This window comes from Polaromonas sp. UC242_47 (assembly GCF_044452385.1).
In the GTDB taxonomy this organism is placed as follows: domain Bacteria; phylum Pseudomonadota; class Gammaproteobacteria; order Burkholderiales; family Burkholderiaceae_C; genus Polaromonas.
This window is the reverse complement of the sequence record NZ_JBIOAO010000003.1, coordinates 179,193-204,770: the sequence shown is the minus strand read 5'-3', so window position 1 is coordinate 204,770 and position 25,578 is coordinate 179,193. Positions and strand designations below refer to the sequence as shown.

Sequence of the window (25,578 nt, the reverse complement as noted above, 5' to 3'; positions counted from 1 at the left end):
CAACCCCTTCTGTCTGCGACTAGGAGCGCAGGGCCAGTCGGATCAGGGCGAGCGATTGTCTGAGCCGCAGGCGAGTTCGAGCTCGACCCCGACTGGACCGAGCACCGCAGGTTGCCCCTGAGCGTCAGCGAAGGGGACGCAGACAGCGGGGTCGCCTTTTCTTTGCTTACTTATCTTTTGGCGAAGCAAAAGAAAGTAAGTCGGCCGCCGGGCCGAGACCCGGCTTGCCCGAAGCACACGTACCGGTCAGGCGGCCAAAGACCCGTGCCCCAGGGTGAAATAAACCGTAGCCCCCCGCTCAAGTGAAGCCTTCACCCAGACCCGCCCGCCATGCCGCGCAACAATACGCTGCACGCTGATCAAGCCCACCCCCAGGCCAGGAAATTCCGACGCGGTATGCAGGCGCTGGAAGATGCCAAACAATTTGTCGGCCTGCGCCATCTCAAACCCGGCGCCGTTGTCCCGGAAGAAATAAATGGTTTCGCCGTCCGGCCCCGGCTGGCTGCCCAGCGTGATCTCGGCGCTGCCTTTTTTCGAGCTGAACTTCCAGGCGTTGCTGGCCAGGTGGTGCACCAGTTGCGCCAGCAAAGCCGGGTCCCCGTGGACCACAAGGTCCGGCTGCACATCCAGGCGCACCGTGCGCGCCACATCGGTGGCCTGCAAGGTGGCAAACGCCGCTTGCGCCAGGGCGCTCAGGTCGACCGCTTGTGGCACCAGTTTGGCACGCAGCAGGCGCGAGACCGTCAGCAAGGCGGTGATCAACTCGTTCAGTTGGCCCACACCAAAACGGATGCGCGCCAGGTAATGCGGGCTGCGCTCCGTTGTCCCCTTGGTCAACGAGGTTTCCAGCAAACGGCTGAAGCCGTCTATGGTGCTCAGCGGCGCTCGCAAATCATGGGACACCGAATAAGAAAACGACTCCAGCGCCTGGTGCGCGGCGGCAAGCTCGGCGCTGCGCTGGCGCAGCTGATCTTCGAGGTCGGTGGTGATGCGCAGGATGGCCTGCGCCGCGGCGTGCTCGCTGCCGCCTGGCCATTGCTGCAGCAAGGCGGCGACGGTGGGTGTTGTGTCGGTGGACGAGGTTTCGGACAAGAGTCGCATCTCAGCTCGCCGCCGCCCGCCCCAAACGGTCCCGCACGCCGTCCCATTCCGCTGTCTCGGGCGGGTGTTCGATCCAGATCAGCTTGACGCCCTGGGTATCAAACTCACGCAGCACCGCAAACAGTTGCTGCGCCGTGGCCAACGCATCATCGGGCATGCGGCGGTAAACCACCCGGCTGGAGGAGATACGCACGATGCTGCGGGCATAAACCGCGAGGTGGGCGGCGTCGGCGCCCAACAAGTCCAGCGCGGCCTGGATGGCGGCGGCGTCCATCAGGCGCACCTTGGCGTTGGGCGCGTAATGCGCGTCCAGCGTGCCGGAGGCGCGTGGGGCGTCGCCTTCTTCAGCCAGGACTTCGTCCTTGGTCAGCACCGGCTCACCGCAAGCGGCTTCCAGCTGGTCGCGGGTCAGCACGCCGGGACGCAAGAGCACCGGCCGGCCACGGGTGCAATCGACGATGCTGGACTCGATGCCGACCGTACACGGCCCGCCGTCGAGCACCAGCAAGGTATCGCCAAACTCGCCGGCCACATGTTGCGCCGTGGTCGGGCTGACGCGGCCAAAACGGTTGGCACTGGGGCCGGCCACGCCGGTGTTGCAGGCTTTCAGAAACGCCAGCGCCACCGGGTGCGCCGGGCAACGCAGGCCCACGGAGTTCTGCCCGCCGGCGGCCGCGGCCGCGACACCGGGCTTGCGCGGCAGGATCACGGTCAGCGGGCCGGGCCAGAAGGCCTTTATCAGGCTGGCCGCAAACGGCGGCACGCTGCTGGCGTACTCAAGCACCTGCGCGGCCTCGGCCACATGAACAATCAGCGGATGATCGGCGGGCCGGCCCTTGGCGGCAAAAATGCCGGCCACCGCCGCATCGCTGGACGCATCGGCGCCCAGGCCATACACCGTCTCGGTCGGAAAACCAACCAGCCCGCCGGCCTGGATGCAACGGGCGGCGTCCTGAATGGCTTGCGGATCGGAGCCGGGAAAAATCATCAGAGGTTCTCGAGGCCGGGCAGGCCCAGGATGGCTGCCGCCTGGCGCGCCACGACTTGCACGCTCGCGATGTCGGCGCCGGTGATGTTGAGGTGGCCCATCTTGCGGCCGGCGCGCGCCTCCAGCTTGCCGTACAGGTGCAAATGCGTGCCGGGCAAGGCCAGCACGGCCTGCCAGTCGGGTGTGCGGGATTGGCCCTGGGCATCCAGCCACACATCACCCAGCAAATTCAGCATGATGGCCGGCGAATGCTGGCGCGGCTGGGGCAGCGGCAAACCGGCCATGGCGTGGACCTGCAAATCAAACTGCGAGACATCGCAGGCGTCCAGGGTGTAGTGGCCGCTGTTGTGCGGGCGCGGCGCCATTTCGTTGACCACCAGCGCGCCGTCGGTGCTGCCGTCGTCGATCACAAAAAACTCGACACACAAAACACCCACGTAGCCGATGTGATTCGCTATCAACTTAGTAGCTGCTTGCGCCCGTTGTGCAAGGGCGGGAGGCATATTTCCTTCATAAGCCAGGGTCACCGCCAGAATGCCGTCCACATGCACGTTGTATTGCGGTGCAAACCCGACAGTGCGGCCGTCCCAGCCGCGCGCCACGATCACCGAACATTCGGCCTTCAGCGGCAGCAACTTTTCCAGCACACAGGGCACCTGCTTCAAATCGGCCCAGGCGGCGGCGAGTTCGGCGGCGGTTTTGACGCGGACCTGGCCCTTGCCGTCATAACCCATACGTGCGGTTTTCAGAATGCCGGGCAGCAGATTTTCCGGCACGGCGCTGAGCTGCGCTGGGGTTTCTATCACCGCATACGGCGCACAGGTCACGCCCGCCACGCCGGCGCTGGCCGTGAAGTGGGCTTTTTCCTCGATGCGGTTTTGCGCAATCGCCACCGCCGCGGCGCCGGGCGCCACCGGCCGGCTGGTCGCCAGCGCTTGCAGGGCTTGCGCCGGCACGTTTTCAAATTCGGTGGTGATGGCCGCGCACAAGGCCGCCAGTTGCGTCAGGCCGGCGCTGTTGTCGTAAGCAGTCTGGATATGGTGGTGGCTGACTCGGCCGGCCGGGCTGTGGGGATCGGGGTCCAGCACGGCGGTGAAATAACCCAGGCGTTGCGCGGCGTGCACAAACATGCGGCCCAACTGACCGCCGCCCATCACGCCCAGGGTGGCGGGCTGGCCGGAGGCCGACACGGTGCCGGGAAACACGGCTTTCATAGCGGCGGCAAGGTCATGGCGCGGGCGGCAGCGGTTTGCTCCGCGCGAAACGCCTGCAGCTTGTCAGCCAGGACGGGGTCGTGGGTGGCCAGCATGGCGACTGCAAACAAGGCCGCATTGGCCGCACCGGCGTTGCCGATGGCAAAGGTGGCGACCGGCACACCTTTGGGCATTTGCACGATGCTGTGCAAGGAATCCACGCCCTGCAGATGGTTGCTGGCCACCGGCACACCCAAAATCGGCACGGCGGTTTTGGCGGCCAGCATGCCCGGCAGGTGGGCCGCGCCGCCGGCGCCGGCGATGATGGCCCGCAGGCCGCGGCCGGCGGCCTGTTCGGCGTAGGCAAACAACTCGTCAGGCATGCGGTGGGCCGACACCACACGGGCTTCATGCGCCACGCCGAACTGCTGGAGAATTTGCACGGCGTGTTGCATGGTGTTCCAGTCACTGCTGGAGCCCATCACCACACCCACCAGGGGGCTGACCGGATTGTTGCTTGTCGTCGTCATAGGGGGATCTTCAAGGTCTGGGAAGGTTTACGGGCCGGGCGCTTGCCGGCCCTGATTTTAAGGGCTGGGCCGGACGCCGGCGTGCTATCGTCCCATCCCGGCACGCACGCCGCTTGAAAACCATCGCCTCACCCCTACCTGCCCCGCATCATGATCGACGTCACCATACACAACTTTGAAGAGGAAGTCGTTGCGGCTTCCATGACCACCCCCGTGCTGATTGATTTCTGGGCGCCCTGGTGCGGGCCTTGCAAATCGCTGGGGCCGATTCTGGAAAAGGTCGAAGTGGCCTACGGCGGGCGGTTCAAGCTGGTCAAGATTGACTCGGACCAGGAGCAGCAATTGGGCGCCGCTTTCGGCATCAAGAGCATTCCAACCTGCATCCTGATGATCAACGGCCAGCCGGTGGACGGTTTTGCCGGCGCCCTGCCCGAGGGCAAGGTCAAGGAATTTCTCGACAAACACCTGCCGCAGGCCGACGAACTGCCGCCCGAGGAGGATGCCCCAGCCCCGGAAGACATGGACCCGGCCGCCGTGCTGGAAAAACTGCAGGAAGCCGTGGCCACCGATCCGGCCAACGACAACGCACGGTTTGACTACATCCGCCTGCTGCTGCAACACGGCCAGGTAGCACACGCCCAGGCCGCGTTTGCACCGGTAGCCGACAAGGCTGCGGGGGTGCGCAAGTTCGAAGCCTTGCGGCACTGGTTCAACGCTATTGAAACAGGAGCTACTCACGCAGACCTGGCAAGGGCGCAGGCCGATTTTGATGCCAAACTGCTGGCCAACAAGCGGGATTTTGAGACCCGTTACGCCCTGGCGCAGCTCCACATGAGCCAGCAGCACTGGGTGCCGGCCATGGACGAGTTGCTGGAAATCCTGATGCGCGACAAATCCTGGAACGAGGAACTGGCGCGCAAGACTTTTGTCTCGATTCTGGAAATCATCGAGCCACCCAAGGTCAAGGTCGCCGACGGCCAGATCCCGCCAGACGACCCGACCGTGGCCACCTACCGCCGGCGTTTGAGCAGCGTGGTGCTGAGCTAGGGCCTTGTCCGCCCAAGCCGGGCGGGCTGACGCAAAAACGGCTTCGACCAACGCCGCTCGAACGGGGGAAGTCATCCGCTATAAATTCAATCACTTCTCAAGCCTATGGGGAAAGGGCTAAGGCTCAATACCGCTTGTACATCCCGAAGGAGCAGCGCCATCGGCCCTGCTCGCGCCTCAAGCTAGAAAAAGCGCTGGCCGCACCACAGGCCGATAATGAAGCGCTTCCATGCTCCTCTCCTTCCTGCTCCAGCTTACCGCCCGGGAACGCACACGCCGCAGCAATCGGCAATTCGGCGGAATACTGGCGTTTGTGGCGGGGGCGATCAATGCCGGCGGGTTTTTGGCGGTGCACCGTTACACCTCACACATGACAGGCATCGTGTCCGCCATCGCCGATGACCTGGTGGTGGGCAGCATCGCGCTGGCGCTGGCTGGCCTGGTGTCGCTGGCGGCGTTTATCGGCGGGGCCATCACCACCACGCTGCTGATCAGCTGGGCCAGGCGCCACGAGCTGCGCAGCAAATACGCGCTGGCCTTGTTGCTGGAAGCGGCGCTGCTGCTGATGTTCGGCCTGCTGGGTGCCAACCTGAGTTCACTGGCCAGCCTGCTGGTGCCCACGGCGGTGTTGCTGCTGTGTTTCATCATGGGCCTGCAAAACGCCATCGTCACCAAGATTTCCAACGCCGAGATCCGAACCACCCACATGACCGGCGTGATCACCGACCTGGGCATTGAACTGGGGCGACTGATCTACTGGAACCATTCCAAAAAAGCCAACGACATCCAGATTGTCCGGGCCAACACCGACAAGTTGTTCATCCACGCCGCCCTGCTTGGCCTGTTCTTTTCCGGCGGCCTGGTTGGCGCCCTGGCCTTCCGGGCCATGGGTTTCAGCGCCACCTTGCCGCTCGCCTTGCTGCTGGTGGCCATGGCTTTGCCGTCGGTCGTGATTGATCTGCGCAGAATGGCGCGCTCACCGTGAAAGCCGCGCCCGCCATGCCGGAAGCTGCAGGCCTGGAAGCCTCGGCCTGCGGCGACTTCTACTCGCGACAACACGCCCAGCCGTTTGTGCATGAAGATGAGACCGGCAAGTCGCTGCATTTCACGCTGGGCGAGTTGCAAAGCCGCATGCTCAGACACCGGCCCTGGGACCTGGCGGTGGACTACACCCGGACCATGATGGGGTTTTTGCTGTTCCAGCCGGTGCCGGCCCACATCGGCATGATCGGGCTGGGCGGCGGCTCGCTGGCCAAATTCTGTTACCGGCAATTGCCGGCCAGCCAGATGACGGTGCTGGAGATCAACCCGCATGTGCTGGCCTTGCGCCGGGAGTTCCAGGTGCCCGACGATGACGCGCGTTTCCAGGTCATCGCCGCCGACGGCGCGCTTTTTCTGCAGACCGAAACGCCGGATTTTGATGTCTTGCTGGTCGACGGTTTCGACCACGAAGGGCAACCTGCCGCCTTGTGTTCACAAGGGTTTTACGACGACTGTTTTGCGGCCCTGAGCACCGACGGCGTGCTGGTGGTCAACCTGCATTACGAGCACCCCGATTACCCGGTGCTGGTTGAACGCATCCGCCGCAGCTACAGCGGCAACGCGGTCGAAGTCATTGCCGCCGAAAAAAGCAACAGCCTGGTGTTTGCGTCCAGGGGCAAGCCGATTTCACCGCGCCACATGAGCCTGACACACAGCCTGGCTGGCCTGCATGAAGAAGCAGCGCGCCTGCAACTCAAGGCGGAACTGGGGCGGGTGCTCTGGGAGATGAAAAACCTGGACCAAGAAAGCCCCTGATCACGCGCCTGGGCTGACGGACAATAGCGATTCACGCCGGGGCTTCTTTTATCATGTCATACCCCGCGTCAATCAATCCAAGGATCACCATGCCCACTTACCACGTCGAAATGATGGAAGGCCGCACCGTCGAGCAGAAGAAAAAACTGGTCGCGGAAATCACCCGTGTCAGCGTTGAAATCCTGGGCGGTGCGCCGGATGCCGTCGACATCATCATCACCGACATCAAGCGCGAAAACTGGGCCACAGGCGGCAAACTCTGGTCCGAGCCGCGCGGCTGATGCCTCCACGCGTCCCGGGCTTTACCCGCAGCCACCCGTGAGCAACCCGTCCACCCTGCCCGAAATGCGCGCGCGTTATGGCCCGCGTTTCCGCTGGTTGCTGCTGCTCTCGGTGATGGTCGGCACGATGGCCTCCATCATGTCCTCGACCATCGTCAATGTGGCGATTCCCGACATGAGCCACCACTTCACCTTGGGCCAGGGGCGGGCCCAGTGGGTGACTTCCGGTTTCATGGTGGCGATGACGGTGTCCATGTTGACCACGCCCTGGCTGCTCTCGCGTTACGGCTACCGCCGCACTTATGTGGGCACCATGTTGCTGCTGCTGGTCGGCGGCATCGTCGGCGGTTTTGCCAACAGCTTCACCCTGGTGCTGGGCGCCCGGGTGGCCGAAGGCCTGGCGGCCGGTGTGGTGCAGCCGATTCCGGCCATCATCATCATGCGGGCGTTCGAGCCGCACGAGCAGGGCCGGGCCAGCGGCATCTTCGGCATGGGTGTGGTGCTGGCGCCCGCCATCGGGCCCAGCATAGGCGGCGTGCTGGTGGATCTGTTCGGCTGGCGCTCCATCTTTTTCATGGTCGTGCCTTTTTGCCTGGCCTCGCTGTGGCTGGCCTACCGTTATGTGCCGGTCACGGCGCCGGGCGGCGCGGCGGCCAACCGCAATGGCGCGACGCTGGACTGGCGTGGCCTGCTGCTGGGCGGCGCCGGCACCTTGTGCCTGCTCAATGGCATGGTGGCCCTGCATGAAGGCGCAACGCTGCAGGCGGCGCTGCTGCTGGCCGCCGCCGTGCTGGCCTTGCTGGTGTTTATCGCCTGGCAGCGGCGCATGGCCAAGACCGGGCGCGAGCCGCTGATGAACCTCGCGCTGTTTGGCTACCGGCCCTTTGCGATGGGCAGCATCGTGGCGTTTATTTACGGCACGGCGCTGTTCGGCTCGACCTATCTGTTGCCGGTCTACATGCAGCTGGGCCTGGGGCTGTCGGCCTCTTATGTCGGCAGCATTTTGCTGCCCGCCGGTTTTGTGCTGGCCGTGACAATTGCCCTGGTTGGCCGCCTGGCCGACCGCCAGCCGACCTGGCTGCTGGTGTGTATCGGGCTGGCGCTGCTGGCCCTGTCGTTTGCCCTGATGCTGACCGTGACACTGAGCTCCGCGATCTGGCTGCTGGTGCTCTGGGCGATTCTGGGGCGTATCGGCCTGGGTTTTATCCTGCCTTCGCTGAACCTCGGCTCCTTGCGGCCGCTGAGTTCCGACCTGATTTCACAAGGCTCCAGCGCCATCAATTTTGTGCGCATGCTGGGCGGCGCGATCGGGGTCAGTCTGTGCGGCATCGTGCTCGAATGGCGGCTGACCGCCCACGGCGACTCCCTGAGCCAGAGCGCCACCAGCCCGGCCCGGCTCGCCGCCTTCAACGAGTCCTTCATGTTGCTGGCGGCCCTGTGTACGCTGGCCTTGCTGGCGGCCTGGGGGTTACGCCCCCACGCTCGGCACGATGTGTCCTCGCTGCCCCCCGAGGGGGCCAGGGCCACCTTGGGGCGGCCCGGCGGTGGCCCGCGCGATGACAATATCCCACCCCACAGAGACTGAGCCATGTGCCAACTCTTAGGCATGAACTGCAACACGCCCACCGACGTGACCTTCAGCTTCACCGGTTTTGCGCAGCGGGGCGGCAAAACCGACCACCACGCCGATGGCTGGGGCATTGCGTTTTTTGAAGGTGGTGAAGGGGCGGATTGCGACAAGGGCCTGCGCCATTTTGTCGACCACCAGTCGGCCAGCGAATCGCCGGTGGCCGAGCTGATACGCCGCTACCCGATCAAAAGCCGCAATGTGATCGCCCATATCCGCAAGGCCACACAAGGCCGCGTGGCGCTGGAAAACTGCCACCCCTTTGTGCGCGAGTTGTGGGGGCGCTACTGGGTGTTTGCGCACAACGGCGACCTGAAAGACTTCAATCCGCGCCTGCATGGCAGCTTCCGGCCGGTCGGCAACACCGACAGCGAACGGGCTTTTTGCTGGATCATGCAGGAGCTGGCCAAGTCCCACGCCGGCGTGCCCAGCATCGCAGAGCTGACCCTGACCCTGCGCGAACTGGCGGCACACATCGCGCCACATGGCACCTTCAATTTTTTGCTGAGCAACGGCCTGGCGCTTTGGGCCCACGCCTCGACCCAGCTGTATTACGTGGAGCGCAAACACCCGTTTTCGCACGCCACGCTCAGCGACGAGGATCTGAGCGTCAATTTTGCCGACCAGGCCGCACCGGGCGACCGGGTCGCTGTGGTGGTGACGGCGCCGCTGACCACCAACGAAGCCTGGCAGGCGTTTGCGCCCGGCGAGCTGAAGGTGTTTGAGGGCGGCGCCTTGCGCACCTGAATCAGATCGCTATTAATTCAGGAGCCATTGGCGCTCGCTGAATAAGGGCCACAGGCCTTTTTGATCAATTCTTCAGAGCAGCTTCCAGCGCATCGATAAACATCGCCGCCACATCAAAACCGGTCTGGTCAAAAATTTCTTGGAAGCAGGTCGGGCTGGTGACATTGATTTCCGTCACGTAGTCGCCAATCACGTCCACCCCGGCCAGCAACAAACCGCGCGCCGCCAGCACCGGCCCCAGCGCGTCGCCGATCTCCTGGTCACGGGCCGAGAGTTTTTGCGCCACACCCAGGCCGCCGGCCGCCAGGTTGCCGCGCACCTCGCTGCCCTGGGGAATACGTGCCAGGCTGTAAGGCACGGGTTTGCCGCCTATGACCAGCACACGTTTGTCGCCCTGGCTGATCTCGGGCAGAAACTTCTGCACCATCACGCTTTGCGCGCCATCCTTGTTCAGCGTTTCAATGATGCTGCCCAGGTTCAGGCCGTCTGCCTTGACGCGGAAAATGCCCATGCCGCCCATGCCGTCCAACGGTTTGAGAATAATGTCCTGGTGTTCGGCGTGAAAACGTTTGATGTCGTCCGCGCTGCGCGTGACCAGGGTCGGGCCGCTGAACTGGGCAAACTCCAGGATCGCGAGTTTTTCCGGGTGGTCGCGCAAGGCGCGCGGCTTGTTGAACACCCGTGCGCCTTCACGCTCGGCCTGCTCCAGCAAATGGGTGCTGTAGAAATATTCGCTGTCAAAAGGCGGGTCCTTGCGCATGATCACGGCGTCAAAGGCCTGCAGCGGTCTGCGCAAGGCCGGCGCAGCACTGAACCAGTCGGTCGCATCACCGGTCAGGGTGATCGGGGTCACCAGGGCCGTGACTTGTTCGCCGGTCTGCCAGCGCAGGTCTTTGGGCTCACACACGCTGATCTGGTGGCCGCGCCGCTGGGCCTCGCGCATCATCGCAAACGTGGTGTCCTTGTAGATCTTGAAAGAGGCAAGCGGATCGGCGACAAAAAGAATGTGCATAGCGGGTCAGTCGGTAAAAGGGACGGGGCTGCTTGAAGACGGCTTAGGCCGTGCGCTGCCGGTATTGTTGTACAAATAGCGCCAGCGCGCCGGCGACCACACCCCAGAAGGCCGAGCCTATGCCGGCAATCACCACGCCCGACAGCGTGACCAGAAAAGTGATAAGCGCGGCCTCACGGTGCGGCTCGTCGCGCAACGCCTGCGCCAGGCCGCTGCTGATGGTGCCCAGCAAGGCCAACCCGGCAATCGCGATCACCAACTCCTTGGGGAAAGCCGTCAGCAGGCCGGTGACGGCCGCGCCAAAAATACCGATCACCAGGTAAATCGCACCGCAAGACACGGCCGCGGTGTAACGTTTGGCCGGGTCTTCATGCGCCTCCTTGCCCATACAAATCGCGGCCGTGATGGCACTGAGGTTGAGCGCAAACGCACCAAACGGCGCCAGCACCAGGCTGGCCAGTCCGGTCAGGGTGATCACCTTGGACACCGGGATGCCGCCGTCGGCGCTGTCGGGCCCGTAGCCAGCGGCACGAATCGCCGCCACGCCGGGCAGGTTTTGCGACGCCATGGTCACCACAAACAGCGGCAAGGCCAGGCTGACCACCGCCGCCAGCGTGAAGCTGGGCATCACAAACACCGGTCTGGCAAAGTCAAAGGTGATCGCGGTCCAAGCCATCTGGCCACGCGCCGCCACATACATCACGGCGGCCAGCAAAGTCAGCACCACCGCATAACGCGGCAGCAGGCGTTTGCCCAGCAGGTAGACCACCAGCATCAACACCACCAGCACCAGCGCGCTTTGTGCGGCGGCAAAAGCCTGGATGCCAAACCGTGCCAGCACCCCGGCCAGCAGCGCCGAAGCAATCGCCATCGGAATGCGGTTCATGACTTTTTCAAACCAGCCAGTCACGCCAAACAAGGTGATCAGCGCCGCACTGACCATGAACGCACCCACCGCCTCGGTCATGGAAAAACCACCCGCCAGCCCGGCCGTGGCCAGCACCGCCGCCCCCGGTGTGGACCAGGCCACCATCACCGGCTTTTTCAACCACAAGGAAGGAATAACCGAACACAAACCCATGCCCAGCCCCAAGGCCCACATCCAGGAACTGATCTGCTCCGGCGTGGCGTTAAAGGCCAGCGCCGCCTGGAAAACAATGGCCACCGAACTGGTGAAGCCGACCAGCACGGCGACAAAACCAGCGGTGAAGGCCGAGAGGTTGAGGTCTTTGAAAAATTGCATGGGGGGATTCTGGCAGGCTTGCGAGCGGCTCGCGCCGCCCCGCTGGGCGATGGAGACGCCCGCCCATCACTCGCTACCAATTAAATAGCTGCCAGCGCCCGTGAAATAAGGTCTGGCAGCCAGAAACACCCAAAAACTCAGATCTCAATCTTGCTGCCCAACTCCACCACCGAGTTGTTGGGCAGGTTGAGAAAGTCCGCCGCGCCGCTGGCGTTGTGGTGCATTTGCGCAAAGAGTTTTTCGCGCCAGGGCATCATGCCGCTGCCTATCGACGGCACCACGGTGTCGCGCGACAGGAAATAACTGGTGGTCATGGCCTCCAGCTCGCAGCCCCGGCCCCGCATCAGTTGCAGCGCCTTGGGCAGGTCCAGGTCGTTCTTGAAACCGTAGTGCACCGTGAGTTGCCAGCTGTCGTGCCCCAGGGCGTGGATTTCCAGGCGTTTTTCCAGGCCTATCCAGGGCACCTCGTGGTAACGCACGGTCACGAACAGGTTTTGCTGGTGCAGCACCTTGTTGTGTTTGAGGTTGTGCAGCAGCGCGTTGGGCACGGAGCCGGGCTCGGCGGTCAGGAACACGGCGGTGCCCGCCACCCGCACCGGCGGGCTGACAAACACGGCGTCCAGAAAACTCGGCAAGTCAATGGCGTCGGCATGCAGTTTGTCGTTGAGCAACTGGCGGCCGTCTTTCCAGGTGGTCATCAGGATGTACAAGGCCCCGGCCATCACCAGCGGGAACCAGCCGCCGTGGGCAATTTTCAGCGCGTTGGAAGCGAAGAAGGCGATGTCCACCACAAAGAAAGAGCCGGTCGCGGCAATACACAGCCACAGCGGGTAACCCCAGCCGTAACGAATCACAAAAAAGGTCAGCGCCGTGGTGATCACCATCAGCAGGCTCACCGAGATGCCGTAGGCCGCGGCCAGGGCCGACGAGGAGCCGAACATCAACACCGCCAGCACCACGCCGGCCAGCAAGGTCCAGTTCACCGCGGGAATATAAATTTGCCCGGTTTCGCGCACCGAGGTATGGCGAATGGTCAAACGCGGCAAAAAGCCCAGCTGAATCGTCTGCTTGGCGGCTGAAAACGCCCCGGAGATCAGGGCTTGCGAGGCAATCACCGTGGCCAGCGTGGCCAGGATCACCATGGGGATCAGCGCCCACTCCGGCGTCATCAGGTAAAACGGATTGCTGGCCGCCTTGGGGTTGGCCAACACCAGCGCACCCTGGCCAAAGTAGTTGAGCATCAGGGAGGGCATGACCAGCCCAAACCAAGCCAGCTGGATGGGCCGTTTGCCGAAATGCCCCATGTCGGCGTACAGCGCTTCGGCGCCCGTGACACACAGGAAGACGGCGCCCAAGGTGATGAAGGCGATCCCGTAATGCTCCGCCGCAAAACGCAAGGCATACCAGGGGGAAACTGCCACCAGCACGCTGGGGTTCTGGACAATTTGCACCAGGCCGGTGGCCGCGATGGCCAGAAACCAGAAGACCGTGATGGGGCCAAAAAACTTGCCGATGTCCGCTGTGCCGCGTTTTTGCACCGCAAACAGCGCAAACAGCACCAAGAGCGAAATCGGCACCACATAGGGCTTGGCGGCCGGCGTGATGATTTCCAGCCCTTCCACCGCCGACAGAACCGACATCGCCGGCGTGATGATGCCGTCACCAAAAAACAGGGCCACACCAAACACACCCAGGATCAGCAAGCCGCGCCGCAGCCGCGGCTGGTCCTTGACCGACTGGGACGCCAGGGCCAGCAAGGCCATCAAGCCCCCTTCACCGGCGTTATCGGCACGCATGATAAGGGCCACGTATTTGATGGACACCACCACCGTCAGGGTCCAGAAAAACAGGGACAACACCCCCAGCACGTTGTCCGTGGTGATGGGGACATGGCCGCCGCCGAAAACCTCCTTGAAGGCATAAAGGGGCGAGGTGCCGATGTCGCCGTAGACAACACCGATGGCGCCTAGGGTCAGCGCCGCAAGAGAGGATTTTTTACTTGACACAAAAAATTCCCGCGGAGGCCGGAGGTCAGAAGCTGGCCCCTGGCGGCGGGAATGGTAACTGGAGGAACGCTATTTTGCGCCTCGCCCGGGACTAAGCAAGTTGGGAGAGATACCTAAATGCGAGATTCCGGTTTTGTGTTGCAGTGCAACAACTGAGCACCAGCGCGGGCGCGGCATTCGCTACGACTTTGATAGCTACTTGCGCCCGTGGGATATGGGCTGGAGGCCAAAAAAGCTTGTGAAAAAGGCCCCGAAGGGCCTTTTTCAGTCGTACACCTCGGCGTCCGGGTCTGTGGCTTCCAGCTCGTAGCTGGCGGCCAGCATGGCCAGGCGGCCAATCACGCCATACATATAAAAGCGGTTCGGGCCGCTGGAGCCTGGTTTTTCACCCGGCTGCGGCAGGCGGCCGCTGTCGGCAAAAGCCAGCGGCACAAAACTCGAGCCCGGCGCATTCAGGTTTTCGTCGATGCCGCGGTCTGCATGCACGCGGTAAAAACCGCCCACCACATAACGGTCCATCATGTAAACCACCGGCTCGGCCACCGCGTCGTTGATCCGTTCGTGGGTTTGCACGCCTTCCTGGATGATGACTTCGGACAGCGGCTGGCCGTCCTTGGTGATGCTCATCTTGTTTTTGGTCTGGGGGCTGAGTGCGTCCAGGTCTTTCACGTCGCGCACCGTCATGATGCCTTTGCCGTCCGTGCCGTTGTCGGCCTTGACGATGACAAAAGGCTTCTCGTTGATGCCGTATTCCTTGTATTTGCGGCGGATTTTGGTCAGCAGCGCATCGACGTTGCTGGTCAGGCAGTCCATGCCGACACCCTCGGCTATGTTGACTTCACCGCATTTGGCAAACATCGGGTTGATCAGCCAGGGGTCCACACCCAACAACTTGCCGAAGCGTTTGGACACTTCTTCATAGGCCTGGGCGTGGCGCGACTTGCGCCGCACCGACCAGCTGGCATGTAAGGGCGGCAAGAGGAACTGCTCGTTCAGGTCTTCCAGCATGCCCGGAATACCAGTCGACAAGTCGTTGTTCAGCAGGATGGTGCAGGGATCGAAGTTTTTCAGGCCCAGGCGCCTGTCGGTACGGATCAGCGGCTCCAGGGTAATCTGCTCGCCGGTCGGCAGGGTCAGGGTGGTGGGGGCCTTGATCTCCGGGTCCAGCGAGCCAAAACGCACGTTGAGCCCGGCCTGGTGAAAAATGCGCTTGAGCTGCAACACATTGGCCAGGTAAAAGCTGTTGCGCGTGTGGTTCTCGGGCACGACCAGCAGGTTGCGCGCCTCGGGACAGATTTTTTCAATCGCCGCCATCGCCGCCTGCACCGCCAGCGGCAACATCTCGGGCGTCAGGTTGTTCCAGCCGGCGGGGTAAAGATTGGTGTCCACAGGCGCCAGCTTGAAACCGGCGTTGCGCACATCAACCGAGCTGTAAAACGGCGGCGTGTGCTCCATCCACTCCAGGCGGAACCAGCGCTCTATCGCTGGCGTGAAGTCCAGGATGCGTTGCTCCAGCTCGTTGATGGGGCCGTTCAGGGCGGTGATGAGGTGCGGAACCATGCGGCCACTTTCAATGGAAGATGTTGTTATATGTTTCGGCTATATCTTGACCGGATTTTAGGGATATTGGGATGGCCGTCCCGGTTACAAGAGGCAACAAGCAGCGGAAAATGGCCGGATGGGCAGTCGGCGCGCGCCCTCAGAGGCGGACTTCGCCCTGGCCCAGCACCACGTATTTGAGCGAGGTCAGGCCTTCGATGCCGACCGGCCCACGGGCGTGGAACTTGTCGGTGCTGATGCCGATTTCGGCGCCCAGACCGTATTCAAAACCATCCGCGAAGCGGGTGCTCGCATTCACCATGACGCTAGCCGAGTCCACCTCACGCAAAAAGCGCTGCGCATGCATGTGGTCACGCGTGAGGATGGCGTCGGTGTGGTGGCTGGAGTACTGGTTGATGTGGGCAATCGCCTCGTCCAGCCCCGCCACCACGCGAATGGAGATGATGGGCGCCAGGTATTCCTCGGACCAGTCCTGCTCGGTGGCCGGAACAATCTTGGCGACCGAAGCCATCGCGGGTTGCGCGCGCAGAATCTGGGTCGCCGCCTCGTCGCAGCGCATTTCCACCCCTTTGGCCGCATAAATGGCCGCGATTTTTGGCAAAAATTCGGCGGCCACACCGCTCGCCACCAGCAGGCCTTCGGTGGCGTTGCAGGGGCTGTATTTGCTGGTCTTGGCGTTGTCGGCCACGCTCACCGCCATGGCGATGTCGCAGGGATCGTCCACATAAACATGGCAATTGCCGTCCAGGTGTTTGATGACAGGCACTTTGGCGTCGCGGCTGATACGTTCGATCAGACCCTTGCCGCCGCGCGGAATGATCACGTCCACGTACGCCGGCATGGTGATCAACAGGCCCACGGCTTCGCGGTCGGTGGTCGGCACCAGTTGCACGGCGTCGGCCGGCAGGCCGGCGTCCAGCAGCGCCTGCTGCACCAGCGCGGCCAAGGCCTTGTTGGACTCAATTGCTTCGGAGCCGCCGCGCAAGATGCAGGCGTTGCCGCTTTTGATGGCCAGCGAAGCGGCTTCGATTGTGACGTTGGGCCGGCTTTCGTAAATCATGCCGAACACGCCGATGGGCACACGCATCTGACCGACGCGTATGCCGCTGGGCTGCTGTTTCATGCCTATGATTTCGCCGATCACATCGGGCATGACCGCCAACTGCTCGCAGCCGATGGCCACGGTTTCCAGAATTTTGGGGGTGAGCTTGAGGCGGTCCAGCATCGGCCCGGCCAGGCCGGCGGTCTGCGCGCGCTCGATATCGATGGCATTGGCCGCCTGCAGCGGCGCAAGCTGGCTGCGCAGCAAGGTCGCCAGCCCCAGCAATGCTTTGTTTTTGATAGCTGTTGACGCCCGCGCCATCTGGGCTGAGGCCACTTTTGCCTTGGAACCCATGGTCTGGATCAGGGCCGGGAGCTCGCTGCGGGCAGCCAGGGCGGAGGAGGAATCGGGCGCGTTCATCCCCCCATTTTCCTCCAAAACCTCAAGCCCCCACGTTCGCTTAGTGAACCCGGCCCTTGGGCGTGCACTGTTCACACACCATGCCGGCCAGGCGCTGCAGCGCCTGCCAGCCATCCTGCGGCCAGTCGGGCTGTTTCAGGCCCTTGACGATGCCGTCCACCTTGTGTGCGGCGTGCAGCAAATTCGCCAGGGCGGTGTCGCCGATCTGGGGCAACACCCGTTCAAACAGTTTTTCCTTGATGCCCCAGACGCGGTTTTCGCGCAGCGCCATGGGCATGGGCCGGCCCGCGTTCAAGGCGTCTTTCACCCGTTTCAGGCTGCGGATGTCTTCGGCCAAGGCCCAGTGCACCAGCACCTCGGACTCGCCTTCGGACTGCAAGCCGTCCAGCATGCGTTGCACACGCAGCGCCTGGCCACCCAACACGGCTTCGGACAGCTTGAAGACGTCGTAACGCGCGACATTGAGCACGGCGTTTTCAACCTGGTCAAAACTCAGCACCGCTTCTTCCGGGGAGGGATACAGCAGCCCGAGCTTCTGGATTTCCTGGTGCGCGGCCAAGAGGTTGCCTTCGACCCGGTCGGCAAAAAACTGCAGGGTGCGCTGGCCTTCCTCGCCGGCCGCCACACGCTGGCCCTGCTGCTGCAGGCGCTGGGCAATCCAGGCCGGCAGGCTGCGGCGGTCTATCGGGTCGAATTTGACGGTGGTGCCAAAACTCTCCAGCGCGCCAAACCAGGCGCCTTTGGTGGTCATGCTGTCGAGCCGCGGCAGCAGCACCAGGGTCAGGGTGCTGTCGTCGCCCTTCGAACGTTCGGCGATTTGTTGCAAGGCGGCCGAGCCGTCCTTGCCGGGTTTGCCGCTGGGAATGCGGATTTCGATGATTTGCTTGTCGGCGAACAGGCTCAAGGAACCGCCGCTGGCCAGCACCTCGCTCCAGTCGAAATGTGCGCCGGCCACGGTGTGCACCGTGCGTTCGGTGTAACCCTGTGCGCGGGCCGCCGTGCGCAGCGCATCGGCAAACTCCTGCACCAGCAAGGGCTCGTCGCCGTGCAGGGTGTAAAGGGAATTCAGGCCGCGCTGAAGGTGTTGTTGAAGTTGGGACGGCGCAAGCTGCATGGCCTCAAGTTTACGCGGCCTGCGGCCACACCCGCCCGGCGGCAGCGCTGCGGCCCCGGTACAGATTGTTCAAGCTCAGTGTCAGGCAATACGCCGCGCCGCCGGATCGGTTGAAGGAGCCCAGCGGCACCACATGCACGTGATAACCGCGTGCCTCCAGCGCCTGCCGCGTCGCCGCGCTGCAGTGGCACATGACCACGTCGCGGCCTATACACACCGCATTGATGCCCAGGTGCAAGGCATCGTCGCTGCCCGCTGCTATCAACTGATCGCCGGCCACCGCCTGGATCTGCGCCCGACCGGCTTCGCTGAAGGCCGGCGGGTAATACAAGACCTCGCCGCCCGAGAGCAGGCAAAAACAGGTGTCCAGGTGATAGAAACGCGGATCAACCAGTTCCAGCGACAAGGTGGGAATAGCAAACACCTGTTCCACGCTGTCACGCGCCGCCAGGCTGGAGCGCTGGCCGTAACCCATCCACATCATGCCGCGGCCGGCATCAAAAATCGCGTCGCCCGCCCCTTCAAAAAACACGCCGGCCGGCATGGCATGCAAGCTATCCACCTCGCCGCGCAGGCGCAGTTGTTCAAACAGGCGCCGGCCATGGGCTTCTTCACCGGCCCGCTCGGGTTTGAGGTAACGCGCCAGCAAGACCTTGCCGTCCAGCACCAGCGCGCAGTTGGCGGTGAACACCAGATCGGGTAGCCCGCGCACCGCCGGCTTGACGGTTACCCGCGCGCCCAAGGCCTCGTAACAGGCTTTGAGCGCGGCCCAGCCGCTGCGTGCGTCCTGCGCCAGCCGGTGGGCATCAAGCGACCACTGGTCCGGGTCCATCCAGGGGTTGATGGTGTAACTCACCTCAAAAAAATCGGGCGGGCTCATCAGCAGTTGTGGCGCCGTGGCCGCAACCGGGGCCACTTCCGAGGCAGCCGCGACGGGATGGATCACGGCACGCCCTTTCATCTCCAGCAGCACCGCCGTAAATACATCCACCGCGGTGTCTATCTGCGCCCGGCTGATGGTCAGCGGCGGCGCAAAACGGATCACGGTCTCATGGGTTTCCTTGGACAAGACCCCGCGCGCGGCCAGGCGCTCGACCACTTCGCGCGCATCCGCAAAAGCCGGGTCCATGTCCACCCCCACCCACAGGCCGCGGCCGCGCACGGCGCGCACCAGCGGTGCGGCCAGCCCTTGCACCGCGACCAGGCGTTGCAGCAAATGCTGGCCCAAGGCCGCGCTGCGGGCCACCAGGTTTTCGTCTTCCATGACCTGCAAGGCCTCCAGCCCGACGGCGGCGGCCAGCGCATTGCCGCCAAAAGTCGAGCCGTGGCTGCCCGGCGTGAACACATCCATCACCGCCTGGTCCGCCAGGAAGGCGCTGACCGGCAGCAGGCCGCCGCCCAGGGCCTTGCCCAGGATCAGGCCGTCAGGGCGTATGCCCTCGTGTTCAAACGCAAACCAGCGGCCGGTGCGGCCCAGGCCGGATTGCACCTCGTCGAGGATTAACAACATGCCTTGCTGCGTGCACCAGTCGCGCAGCTCGGACAAAAAACCGGCCGGCGGCAACACAATGCCGGCCTCCCCCTGAATGGGCTCGACCAGCACCGCACAAGTATTGGGCGAGGTCGCGGCGCGCACGCTCGCCATGTCGCCAAAATCAAAAAAACTGAACCCCGGCGTGAACGGCCCGAAACCGGCGCGGTAATCGGCCTCGCTGGAAGCGCTGATCACGGTGGTGGTGCGACCATGAAAATTGCCGCGCGCCACCAAAATTTCGGCCTGACCGTCAGCCACGCCTTTGACCCGGTAGCCCCAGCGCCGCGCCGCCTTGATCGCGGTTTCCACCGCCTCGGCGCCGGTGTTCATGGGCAGAGCCCGCTCAAAACCGGCCACCTGGCACAGTTTTTCCAGAAACGGCCCCAAGGTCGTGCCGTGGTAAGCCCGCGACGTGACGGCCACCCGCGCCAGCTGCCGCTGCGCCGCAGCCACCAGCCGCGGATGCAAATGGCCATGGCTGACGGCCGAGTAGGCACTCATCATGTCCAGGTACTCGCGGCCCTCGACATCCCACACCAGACAGTCCCGCGCATGGTCCACCACCACCGGCACCGGATGGTAGTTACGCGCACAAAACTGCGCCTCAGTCCGCATGAAGTCTTGTGATGTTGCTACAGTTTTTGCGCTCATGGTGATTCTCCTGTTGGAGATCACTGTAGGCGCCTGCCGCGTCGGCGGTGGTGAAAATGCGGCCCTGCAGATGCCGACTTCGGTCGTGTTGCGGGCCTTGGGCTTCCGAATCGGAAGCAGGGCGTCACGCTGCGCCCGTGGCTTGCCGGACGCAGCGCGAGACAAAAGCGCGTTAAGCCGCGTCCTTGTAGAAAAACCCGCGCTGGATGCTGCGTGGCGCCACCGGCTGGACCGCCTGGTGGATCGCGCCTATATGTTCTGGCGTGGTGCCGCAGCAGCCGCCCACGATGTTGACCAGGCCTTCGTCGGCAAACTCGCGCAGCAGGCGCGAGGTCACGTCGGGGGTCTCGTCAAAACCGGTGTCGCTCATGGGGTTGGGCAGGCCGGCGTTGGGGTAGCAGCTGATGTAGGTGTCGCCGGCGACACGCGCCAGTTCCTGGATGTAAGGGCGCATCAGCGCCGCACCGAGGGCGCAATTCAGGCCGACGGCCAGCGGCTGGGCGTGGCGGATGCTGTGCCAGAAGGCGGTGACGGTCTGCCCGCTCAGGATGCGGCCCGAGGCGTCCGTGACCGTGCCGCTGATGATCAGCGGCAGGCGCTCGCCGGAGTTGTCGAAATATTCGTCGATCGCAAACAGCGCGGCCTTGGCGTTGAGGGTGTCGAAAATCGTCTCGACCAGCAAGACGTCGGCGCCGCCTTTGACCAGGGCTTCTGTCTGTTCGTAATAGGCTTTGCGCAGTTCTTCAAAACTGGTGTTGCGTGCGCCCGGGTCGTTGACGTCGGGGCTGATGCTGGCGGTTTTGGGCGTGGGGCCCAGGGCGCCGACCACAAAACGCGGTTTCTCGGGCGTGGAGAATTTGTCGCAGGCGGCGCGGGCGATACGTGCCGATTCGTAGTTCATTTCAATGGCCAGCTCGGCCATGTCGTAGTCGGCCTGGGCCACGGTGGTGGCGCCAAAGGTGTTGGTCTCGACCATGTCGGCGCCGGCGGCCAGATAACCTTCGTGGATGTCCTGGATCACGTCGGGGCGGGTCAGGCTCAGCAACTCGTTGTTGCCCTTGACGTCTTTGTGAAAGTCCTTGAAACGTTCCCCGCGGTATTGCGCTTCGTTAAGCTTGAAGCGCTGGATCATGGTGCCCATGGCGCCGTCGAGAATGGCGATGCGTTTTTCCAGGATGGCTGGGAGCGCGGCTCCGCGGGTGTAGATGGCTTGCTTCATGGCTGCATTTTAGGACGACCCGCCACAGCCGGCCCCATCACCGGTCATAACCCGCCGGCTTGTCCCCCGAATTCCGCGGCGCCGCCAACATGCCTGACAATAGCGCTTCCGTCTGAGCCCGACCCATGAAACACCTCCCTCCCAAAGAAGCCTGGAACTACCTGCAGCAGCATCCCGACGCCCTGTTTGTCGACGTGCGCATGGAAATCGAGTCGCTGTACGTGGGCCGACCGCCCGGCGTGGTCAACGTGCCCTGGTACGAATACCCCGACCTGCTGCCCGACCCAGCCAAGTTTGCCGAGACTGTCTCGCGTGAAGCCAGCAGCAAGGCGCAGCCGGTGTTGCTGATCTGCCGTTCAGGCCAACGCACCTTGGCGGCGGCGCAGGCGCTGGAAGCCGCGGGTTTCAGCGAGGTGATCAACGTCATGCACGGTTTCGAAGGCGAGTTGGACGAGCAGTTTCGCCGCTCAACCCTGACCGGCTGGCGTTTTGACGGTTTGCCCTGGGAGCAGATGTAGCCTGTTTTCTTGAGGAAAATTGGCCTCTAGCCCATATCCCACGGACGCAAACAGCTACTCTTTTAATAGCAAATCGCGCCCTACCCACAACCTTTCGCCCTTGCCAAACGCCACGCCCCACCCTTCTCCGCTGGACATTCTTGGCCAAGTTTTTGGTTATTCGGATTTCCGCGGCTCGCAGCAAGCCATCGTCGACCACGTGGTGCAAGGCGGCGACGCCCTGGTGCTGATGCCGACCGGCGGCGGCAAGTCGCTGTGTTACCAGATCCCGGCGATTGCGCGGCAAAACGCCGGCCACGGCGTGACGGTGGTGATCTCGCCGCTGATTGCGCTGATGCACGACCAGGTCGGCGCCTTGCATGAGGCCGGCGTTTCGGCGGCTTTTCTCAACTCCACCCAGACTTACGAAGAAAGCAATGAGCTGGAAAAAAAGCTGCTGCGCAACGAGCTGACCCTGCTTTACGCCGCGCCCGAACGTATCAACACGCCGCGCATGAAAGGCCTGCTCGGCTCGCTGCACGAGCGTGGCCTGCTGAGTCTGTTTGCGATTGACGAGGCGCATTGCGTGAGCCAGTGGGGCCATGACTTCCGGCCCGAGTACCGGTCTTTAAGCCTGCTGCACGAGACTTTCCCCGATGTGCCGCGTATCGCGCTGACGGCCACCGCCGATGCGTTGACGCGGCAGGACATGATCGAGCGCCTCAAGCTCGAGGACGCACGCGAATTTGTCAGCAGTTTTGACCGGCCCAACATCCGTTACACCATCGTCGAAAAAACCGATGCCACGCGCCAGTTGCTGCGCTTTATCGAGAGCGAACACACGGGCGAAGCCGGCATTGTGTATTGCCAGTCGCGCAAACGTGTGGAGGAAATCGCCGAAACACTGCAAGGCGCCGGCCTCAAGGCCATGGCCTACCACGCCGGCCTGGACAGCAGCCTGCGCCAGCAACGCCAGGACCGCTTTCTGCGTGAAGAAAGCATGATCATGGTGGCGACGATCGCCTTCGGCATGGGCATCGACAAACCCGATGTGCGTTTTGTCGCGCACCTGGACATGCCGAAAAACATCGAAGGCTACTACCAGGAGACCGGGCGTGGTGGCCGCGACGGGCTACCGGCCAACGCCTGGATGGCTTATGGCCTGCAGGACGTGGTGAACCAGCGCCGCATGATAGATACCAGCGACGCGGCCAGCGAGGAGTTCAAGCAGGTGATGCGCGGCAAGCTCGACGCGCTCTTGAGCCTGGCCGAAGACACGCGTTGCCGCCGCGTCAGCTTGCTGCATTATTTCGGCGAAGAAAGCAGCGCTTGTGGCAACTGCGACAACTGCCTGAACCCGCCGGCCGTGTGGGATGCGACCGAAGCGGCGCGCAAGATGCTCAGTTGTATTTACCGCGTGCAGCAGGCCAGCGGCATCAGCTTCGGCGCCGGCCACCTGATGGATATCCTGCGCGGCAAGTCCACCGAAAAAGTGCTGCAATACGGCCACGACAAACTCAGCACCTTTGGCATAGGCACAGCCCTGTCCGAGGTGCAGTGGCGCGGCGTGTTGCGCCAGCTGATCGCCAAAAGCATGGTGCGGGTCGACCCCGACGCCTTCAACACCCTGCAACTGCTGCCCGATGCGCGCCAGGTGCTCAAGGGCGACGTCAGCGTGATGCTGCGCGAGCAGGCTGCGGGCGACAAAGCCGACAGACGCAAAAAAAACACCAAGACCTCGACCAAGGGCCTGGCCGAAGCCACGCTCAATGCCGGCGCGCTGGAGCGCCTGGCCCGCCTGAAAGCCTGGCGCGCCGAGGTGGCACGCGAGCACAATCTGCCGGCTTTTGTGATCTTTCACGATGCCACCTTGCGCGCCATTGCCGAACGGGCGCCGCAAAACATCGCCGACCTGGAAGGCATCAGCGGCATCGGTGTCAAAAAGCTGGAAGCTTATGGCAGCGAGGTGTTGCGCGTTTGCGCCGCCGACGCTTAAACAGCCTGATCCCAAGCCGCTTGGGCGCCAGCGGCTGTTCCAACGCCAGTTGTTCAGCCAAGCAGCGGCCTGATTGCCCTCCTGCTCTCACACCTCTTTCGCGATCAGCTGCGGCACAATACGCACTCGTGAGAACTCCAAAAAAAATCAGCGTCGGTGGGAGACTGAGCGCTTTGGCCCGGGCATGGCTGAGCCTGCTTTTCCTGCAGATGACGCTGCTGGCCAGCGCGGCCGAGCTGCTGAACCTGGGCGAACGCAGCGGCCCCATCCGCATGACGACCGTGCTGGAGTACTGGCTGGACCCGCAAGGCCAAAGCTCCGTTGACAAGGTCGAGGCCGGCGCCCAGACCCTGCCGTTTGCCCCCGTGCTAGTCGGCCAGCCCCAAGTGCTGGAGAACGCGGCACTCTGGCTGCGTTTTGATGCCATAGTGCGGGACCCGCGCTTTCACTGGAAACTCGAACTGCCCATGACCGGGGTGGACAAAATCGCGCTGTATTACCGCAGCCCCCAGGGCCAATGGGTGGTGCAGCAAGCCGGCGACACCTTGCCCATCAGTGCCTGGCCGCAACCCGGCCGTTACCCGGCGCTGTCGCTCAGCCCGGTACAGGACCAGGTGGTTCGTTATTACGTGCGTATCGAACACGCACGTGTGCCTTTTTCGGTGATGCCACGTGCGATCAGCGACGCCGAGATGACCACCGCGCGCCAACTCGACCACATTCTGCTGGGCGCGTACTTCGGCCTGGCCGTGCTGGTGACCTTGCTGGCCCTGCTCAACGCGATCACGTACCGGGATTGGGGCTTTGCTTCCTATGCCGTTTACCTGGCCACCTTTGCCGGGGCGATAGGGGCGTTCACCGGCGTGGCCGGCTTGTACTGGTGGCCCGAATGGCCGGTGCTGAACAACGCCGCCACTTTTCTGCTGCCCCTGCTCGCCGCCGCGGCCGCCATGTGGTTCGTACGCACCATCACCACGCCCAAACGTTTTTCACGGGCGCTGGACTGGTTCATGCTGGCCCTGATCTGGCTGCTGCCGCTGATAGGCATTTTTGACACCCTATTCCCCAGCCCCGAAGTTTTTGCCATCTGCAACGTCCTGGTCAGCGCCGGCATCGCGGTGTTGCTGATGGTGATCGGCGTGTCCTTGTTTGAAGGCGACCGCCACACGCGCTGGATTGCGCTGGGCTTTTTGCCCATCCTGATTGCCACGGTCTTTCCGCTGCTGCGCAACTATGGCGTGCTGGCCTCCAGCTTTCTGACGGAAAACGCCTTGATCCTGGGCTCGGCGATCGAGGCACCGATTTTGTTTTACGGCTTGCTGCGCCGCGTCACGCAGCAGCGCGAACCCGAGGTCCGGGCCACCGCCTTGCAAACCACCGACCCGCTGACTGGCCTGGGAACCACCCAGCTGCTGCTGGACAAGCTGCGCCAGGCCCTGAGCACGGCAGAACGTTACCAGCAACCCTGCGCCCTGCTGATCATCCATTTGGGCAACCTGCCCTTGCTGCAACGCCAACATGGCCGCGAGACCGGTGACCGCGCCATGGTGATGGCCGCCTCACGCATACGCGCCGTGGCCCAGACCACGGACACAGTGGCCCGGGTCGGCGACAGCCACTTCGCCTTGCTGATGGAAGGGCCCATGACCAGCGACTCGGTCAACGACGTGGCCACCAAGATTCTGGCCAGCGGCTTGCGACCGTCCCGGGGCTTGCCCGACGCCGACCCGCTGCTTTTTCGCATCGCCATCGGCTACATGCCCGACCCGGCCAGACTGGCCAAAACAAAGCCGCAGGACTGCCTAGCTCAGCTGCTGCAGGTGGTCAAGGACATGAACGACGGTTCACGCAAGGCGATTCGCCTGGTTCAACTGTGAGGGCGTGCATCTGACTGGCCACGCGGCTAGAAGACGGCCGGACCACATGGCCGGCGCCGGCGTAGCCGGAGGAAAGTGCTGGAACCGGCTCATGAT

At 63.4% G+C, this 25,578-nt stretch carries 21 protein-coding genes; 9 read left to right on the top strand and 12 right to left on the bottom strand.

Translation table 11 applies throughout. From position 1 onward, the window contains the following. Positions 1-246: 246 nt before the first annotated feature. From ACHMXK_RS22640 to purE, 4 genes are read right to left on the bottom strand one after another with little or no spacing between them, the layout of a single operon-like run. Complete coding sequence (locus tag ACHMXK_RS22640) at positions 247-1,101, bottom strand: ATP-binding protein (protein WP_397442945.1); 855 nt, start codon at positions 1,099-1,101, stop codon at positions 247-249. A gap of 1 nt (position 1,102) precedes the next feature. Next, positions 1,103-2,089: an L-threonylcarbamoyladenylate synthase gene (locus ACHMXK_RS22635; protein ID WP_397442944.1), complete on the bottom strand. Its 987-nt coding sequence runs from the start codon at positions 2,087-2,089 to the stop codon at positions 1,103-1,105. Continuing rightward, complete coding sequence (locus ACHMXK_RS22630; RefSeq protein ID WP_397442943.1) at positions 2,089-3,303, bottom strand: 5-(carboxyamino)imidazole ribonucleotide synthase; 1,215 nt, start codon at positions 3,301-3,303, stop codon at positions 2,089-2,091. The genes ACHMXK_RS22635 and ACHMXK_RS22630 overlap by 1 nt, the downstream gene beginning before the upstream one ends. After that, positions 3,300-3,812, bottom strand: a complete 513-nt coding sequence (gene purE / locus ACHMXK_RS22625; protein WP_397442942.1) for a 5-(carboxyamino)imidazole ribonucleotide mutase — start codon at positions 3,810-3,812, stop codon at positions 3,300-3,302. Before purE ends, ACHMXK_RS22630 begins: the two co-directional genes overlap by 4 nt. Before the next feature lie 150 nt (positions 3,813-3,962). Here purE and trxA point away from each other — a divergent pair, with 150 nt between their 5' ends. The 6 genes from trxA (at position 3,963) to ACHMXK_RS22595 (ending at position 9,311) form a co-directional block, all read left to right on the top strand. Further along, a complete protein-coding gene (trxA, locus tag ACHMXK_RS22620) occupies positions 3,963-4,859 on the top strand; it encodes a thioredoxin (RefSeq protein ID WP_397442941.1) in 897 nt (298 codons plus the stop codon). Between the two features lie 229 nt (positions 4,860-5,088). Next, positions 5,089-5,844, top strand: coding sequence for a YoaK family protein (locus ACHMXK_RS22615; RefSeq protein ID WP_397442940.1), 756 nt, complete (start codon positions 5,089-5,091; stop codon positions 5,842-5,844). Next, positions 5,841-6,656 (top strand): fused MFS/spermidine synthase, encoded by an 816-nt coding sequence (locus ACHMXK_RS22610; RefSeq protein WP_397442939.1) that lies wholly within the window; start codon positions 5,841-5,843, stop codon positions 6,654-6,656. The genes ACHMXK_RS22615 and ACHMXK_RS22610 overlap by 4 nt, the downstream gene beginning before the upstream one ends. Before the next feature lie 89 nt (positions 6,657-6,745). Next, the gene (locus tag ACHMXK_RS22605; protein ID WP_397442938.1) at positions 6,746-6,937 is read left to right on the top strand and encodes a 4-oxalocrotonate tautomerase; all 192 of its coding nucleotides are present in this window, start codon (positions 6,746-6,748) and stop codon (positions 6,935-6,937) included. Between the two features lie 64 nt (positions 6,938-7,001). Beyond that, complete coding sequence (locus tag ACHMXK_RS22600; RefSeq protein ID WP_397443111.1) at positions 7,002-8,522, top strand: DHA2 family efflux MFS transporter permease subunit; 1,521 nt, start codon at positions 7,002-7,004, stop codon at positions 8,520-8,522. Positions 8,523-8,525: 3 nt separating this feature from the next. Next, complete coding sequence (locus ACHMXK_RS22595; RefSeq protein WP_397442937.1) at positions 8,526-9,311, top strand: class II glutamine amidotransferase; 786 nt, start codon at positions 8,526-8,528, stop codon at positions 9,309-9,311. Between the two features lie 64 nt (positions 9,312-9,375). Here the strand turns inward: ACHMXK_RS22595 and gshB are convergent, their stop codons facing one another. The 8 genes from gshB to ACHMXK_RS22555 all read right to left on the bottom strand — a co-directional run bounded on the left by gshB (position 9,376) and on the right by ACHMXK_RS22555 (position 21,112). Further along, positions 9,376-10,323, bottom strand: a complete 948-nt coding sequence (gshB, locus tag ACHMXK_RS22590; protein ID WP_397442936.1) for a glutathione synthase — start codon at positions 10,321-10,323, stop codon at positions 9,376-9,378. Between the two features lie 43 nt (positions 10,324-10,366). Further along, positions 10,367-11,566, bottom strand: coding sequence for a benzoate/H(+) symporter BenE family transporter (locus tag ACHMXK_RS22585; RefSeq protein WP_397442935.1), 1,200 nt, complete (start codon positions 11,564-11,566; stop codon positions 10,367-10,369). A 137-nt stretch (positions 11,567-11,703) separates the two neighbouring features. After that, complete coding sequence (locus ACHMXK_RS22580) at positions 11,704-13,572, bottom strand: potassium transporter Kup (protein WP_397442934.1); 1,869 nt, start codon at positions 13,570-13,572, stop codon at positions 11,704-11,706. Positions 13,573-13,836: 264 nt separating this feature from the next. Beyond that, a complete protein-coding gene (gene gshA / locus ACHMXK_RS22575) occupies positions 13,837-15,132 on the bottom strand; it encodes a glutamate--cysteine ligase (RefSeq protein WP_397442933.1) in 1,296 nt (431 codons plus the stop codon). Positions 15,133-15,271: 139 nt separating this feature from the next. Further along, entirely contained in the window at positions 15,272-16,594 is a 1,323-nt protein-coding gene (locus tag ACHMXK_RS22570; protein ID WP_397442932.1) for a glutamate-5-semialdehyde dehydrogenase, read from the bottom strand. Positions 16,595-16,634: 40 nt separating this feature from the next. Beyond that, positions 16,635-17,708, bottom strand: coding sequence for a DNA polymerase III subunit delta (gene holA, locus ACHMXK_RS22565; RefSeq protein WP_397442931.1), 1,074 nt, complete (start codon positions 17,706-17,708; stop codon positions 16,635-16,637). Between the two features lie 10 nt (positions 17,709-17,718). Then, positions 17,719-19,893 carry an ornithine--oxo-acid transaminase gene (rocD, locus tag ACHMXK_RS22560; protein WP_397442930.1) on the bottom strand — a complete coding sequence of 725 codons (2,175 nt, stop codon included), beginning with the start codon at positions 19,891-19,893 and terminating at the stop codon, positions 17,719-17,721. 172 nt (positions 19,894-20,065) lie between these two features. Further along, on the bottom strand, positions 20,066-21,112 hold the full coding sequence (locus ACHMXK_RS22555; protein ID WP_397442929.1) for a homocysteine S-methyltransferase family protein: 1,047 nt from the start codon (positions 21,110-21,112) through the stop codon (positions 20,066-20,068). A 125-nt stretch (positions 21,113-21,237) separates the two neighbouring features. On the opposite strand from ACHMXK_RS22555, the gene ACHMXK_RS22550 reads away from it, so the two are divergent. The 3 genes from ACHMXK_RS22550 to ACHMXK_RS22540 all read left to right on the top strand — a co-directional run bounded on the left by ACHMXK_RS22550 (position 21,238) and on the right by ACHMXK_RS22540 (position 25,482). Further along, a complete protein-coding gene (locus tag ACHMXK_RS22550; RefSeq protein WP_397442928.1) occupies positions 21,238-21,630 on the top strand; it encodes a rhodanese-like domain-containing protein in 393 nt (130 codons plus the stop codon). A gap of 100 nt (positions 21,631-21,730) precedes the next feature. Next, positions 21,731-23,605 carry a DNA helicase RecQ gene (gene recQ, locus ACHMXK_RS22545; protein WP_397442927.1) on the top strand — a complete coding sequence of 625 codons (1,875 nt, stop codon included), beginning with the start codon at positions 21,731-21,733 and terminating at the stop codon, positions 23,603-23,605. Positions 23,606-23,778: 173 nt separating this feature from the next. After that, positions 23,779-25,482: a 7TM diverse intracellular signaling domain-containing protein gene (locus ACHMXK_RS22540; RefSeq protein WP_397442925.1), complete on the top strand. Its 1,704-nt coding sequence runs from the start codon at positions 23,779-23,781 to the stop codon at positions 25,480-25,482. Positions 25,483-25,578 lie beyond the last annotated feature (96 nt).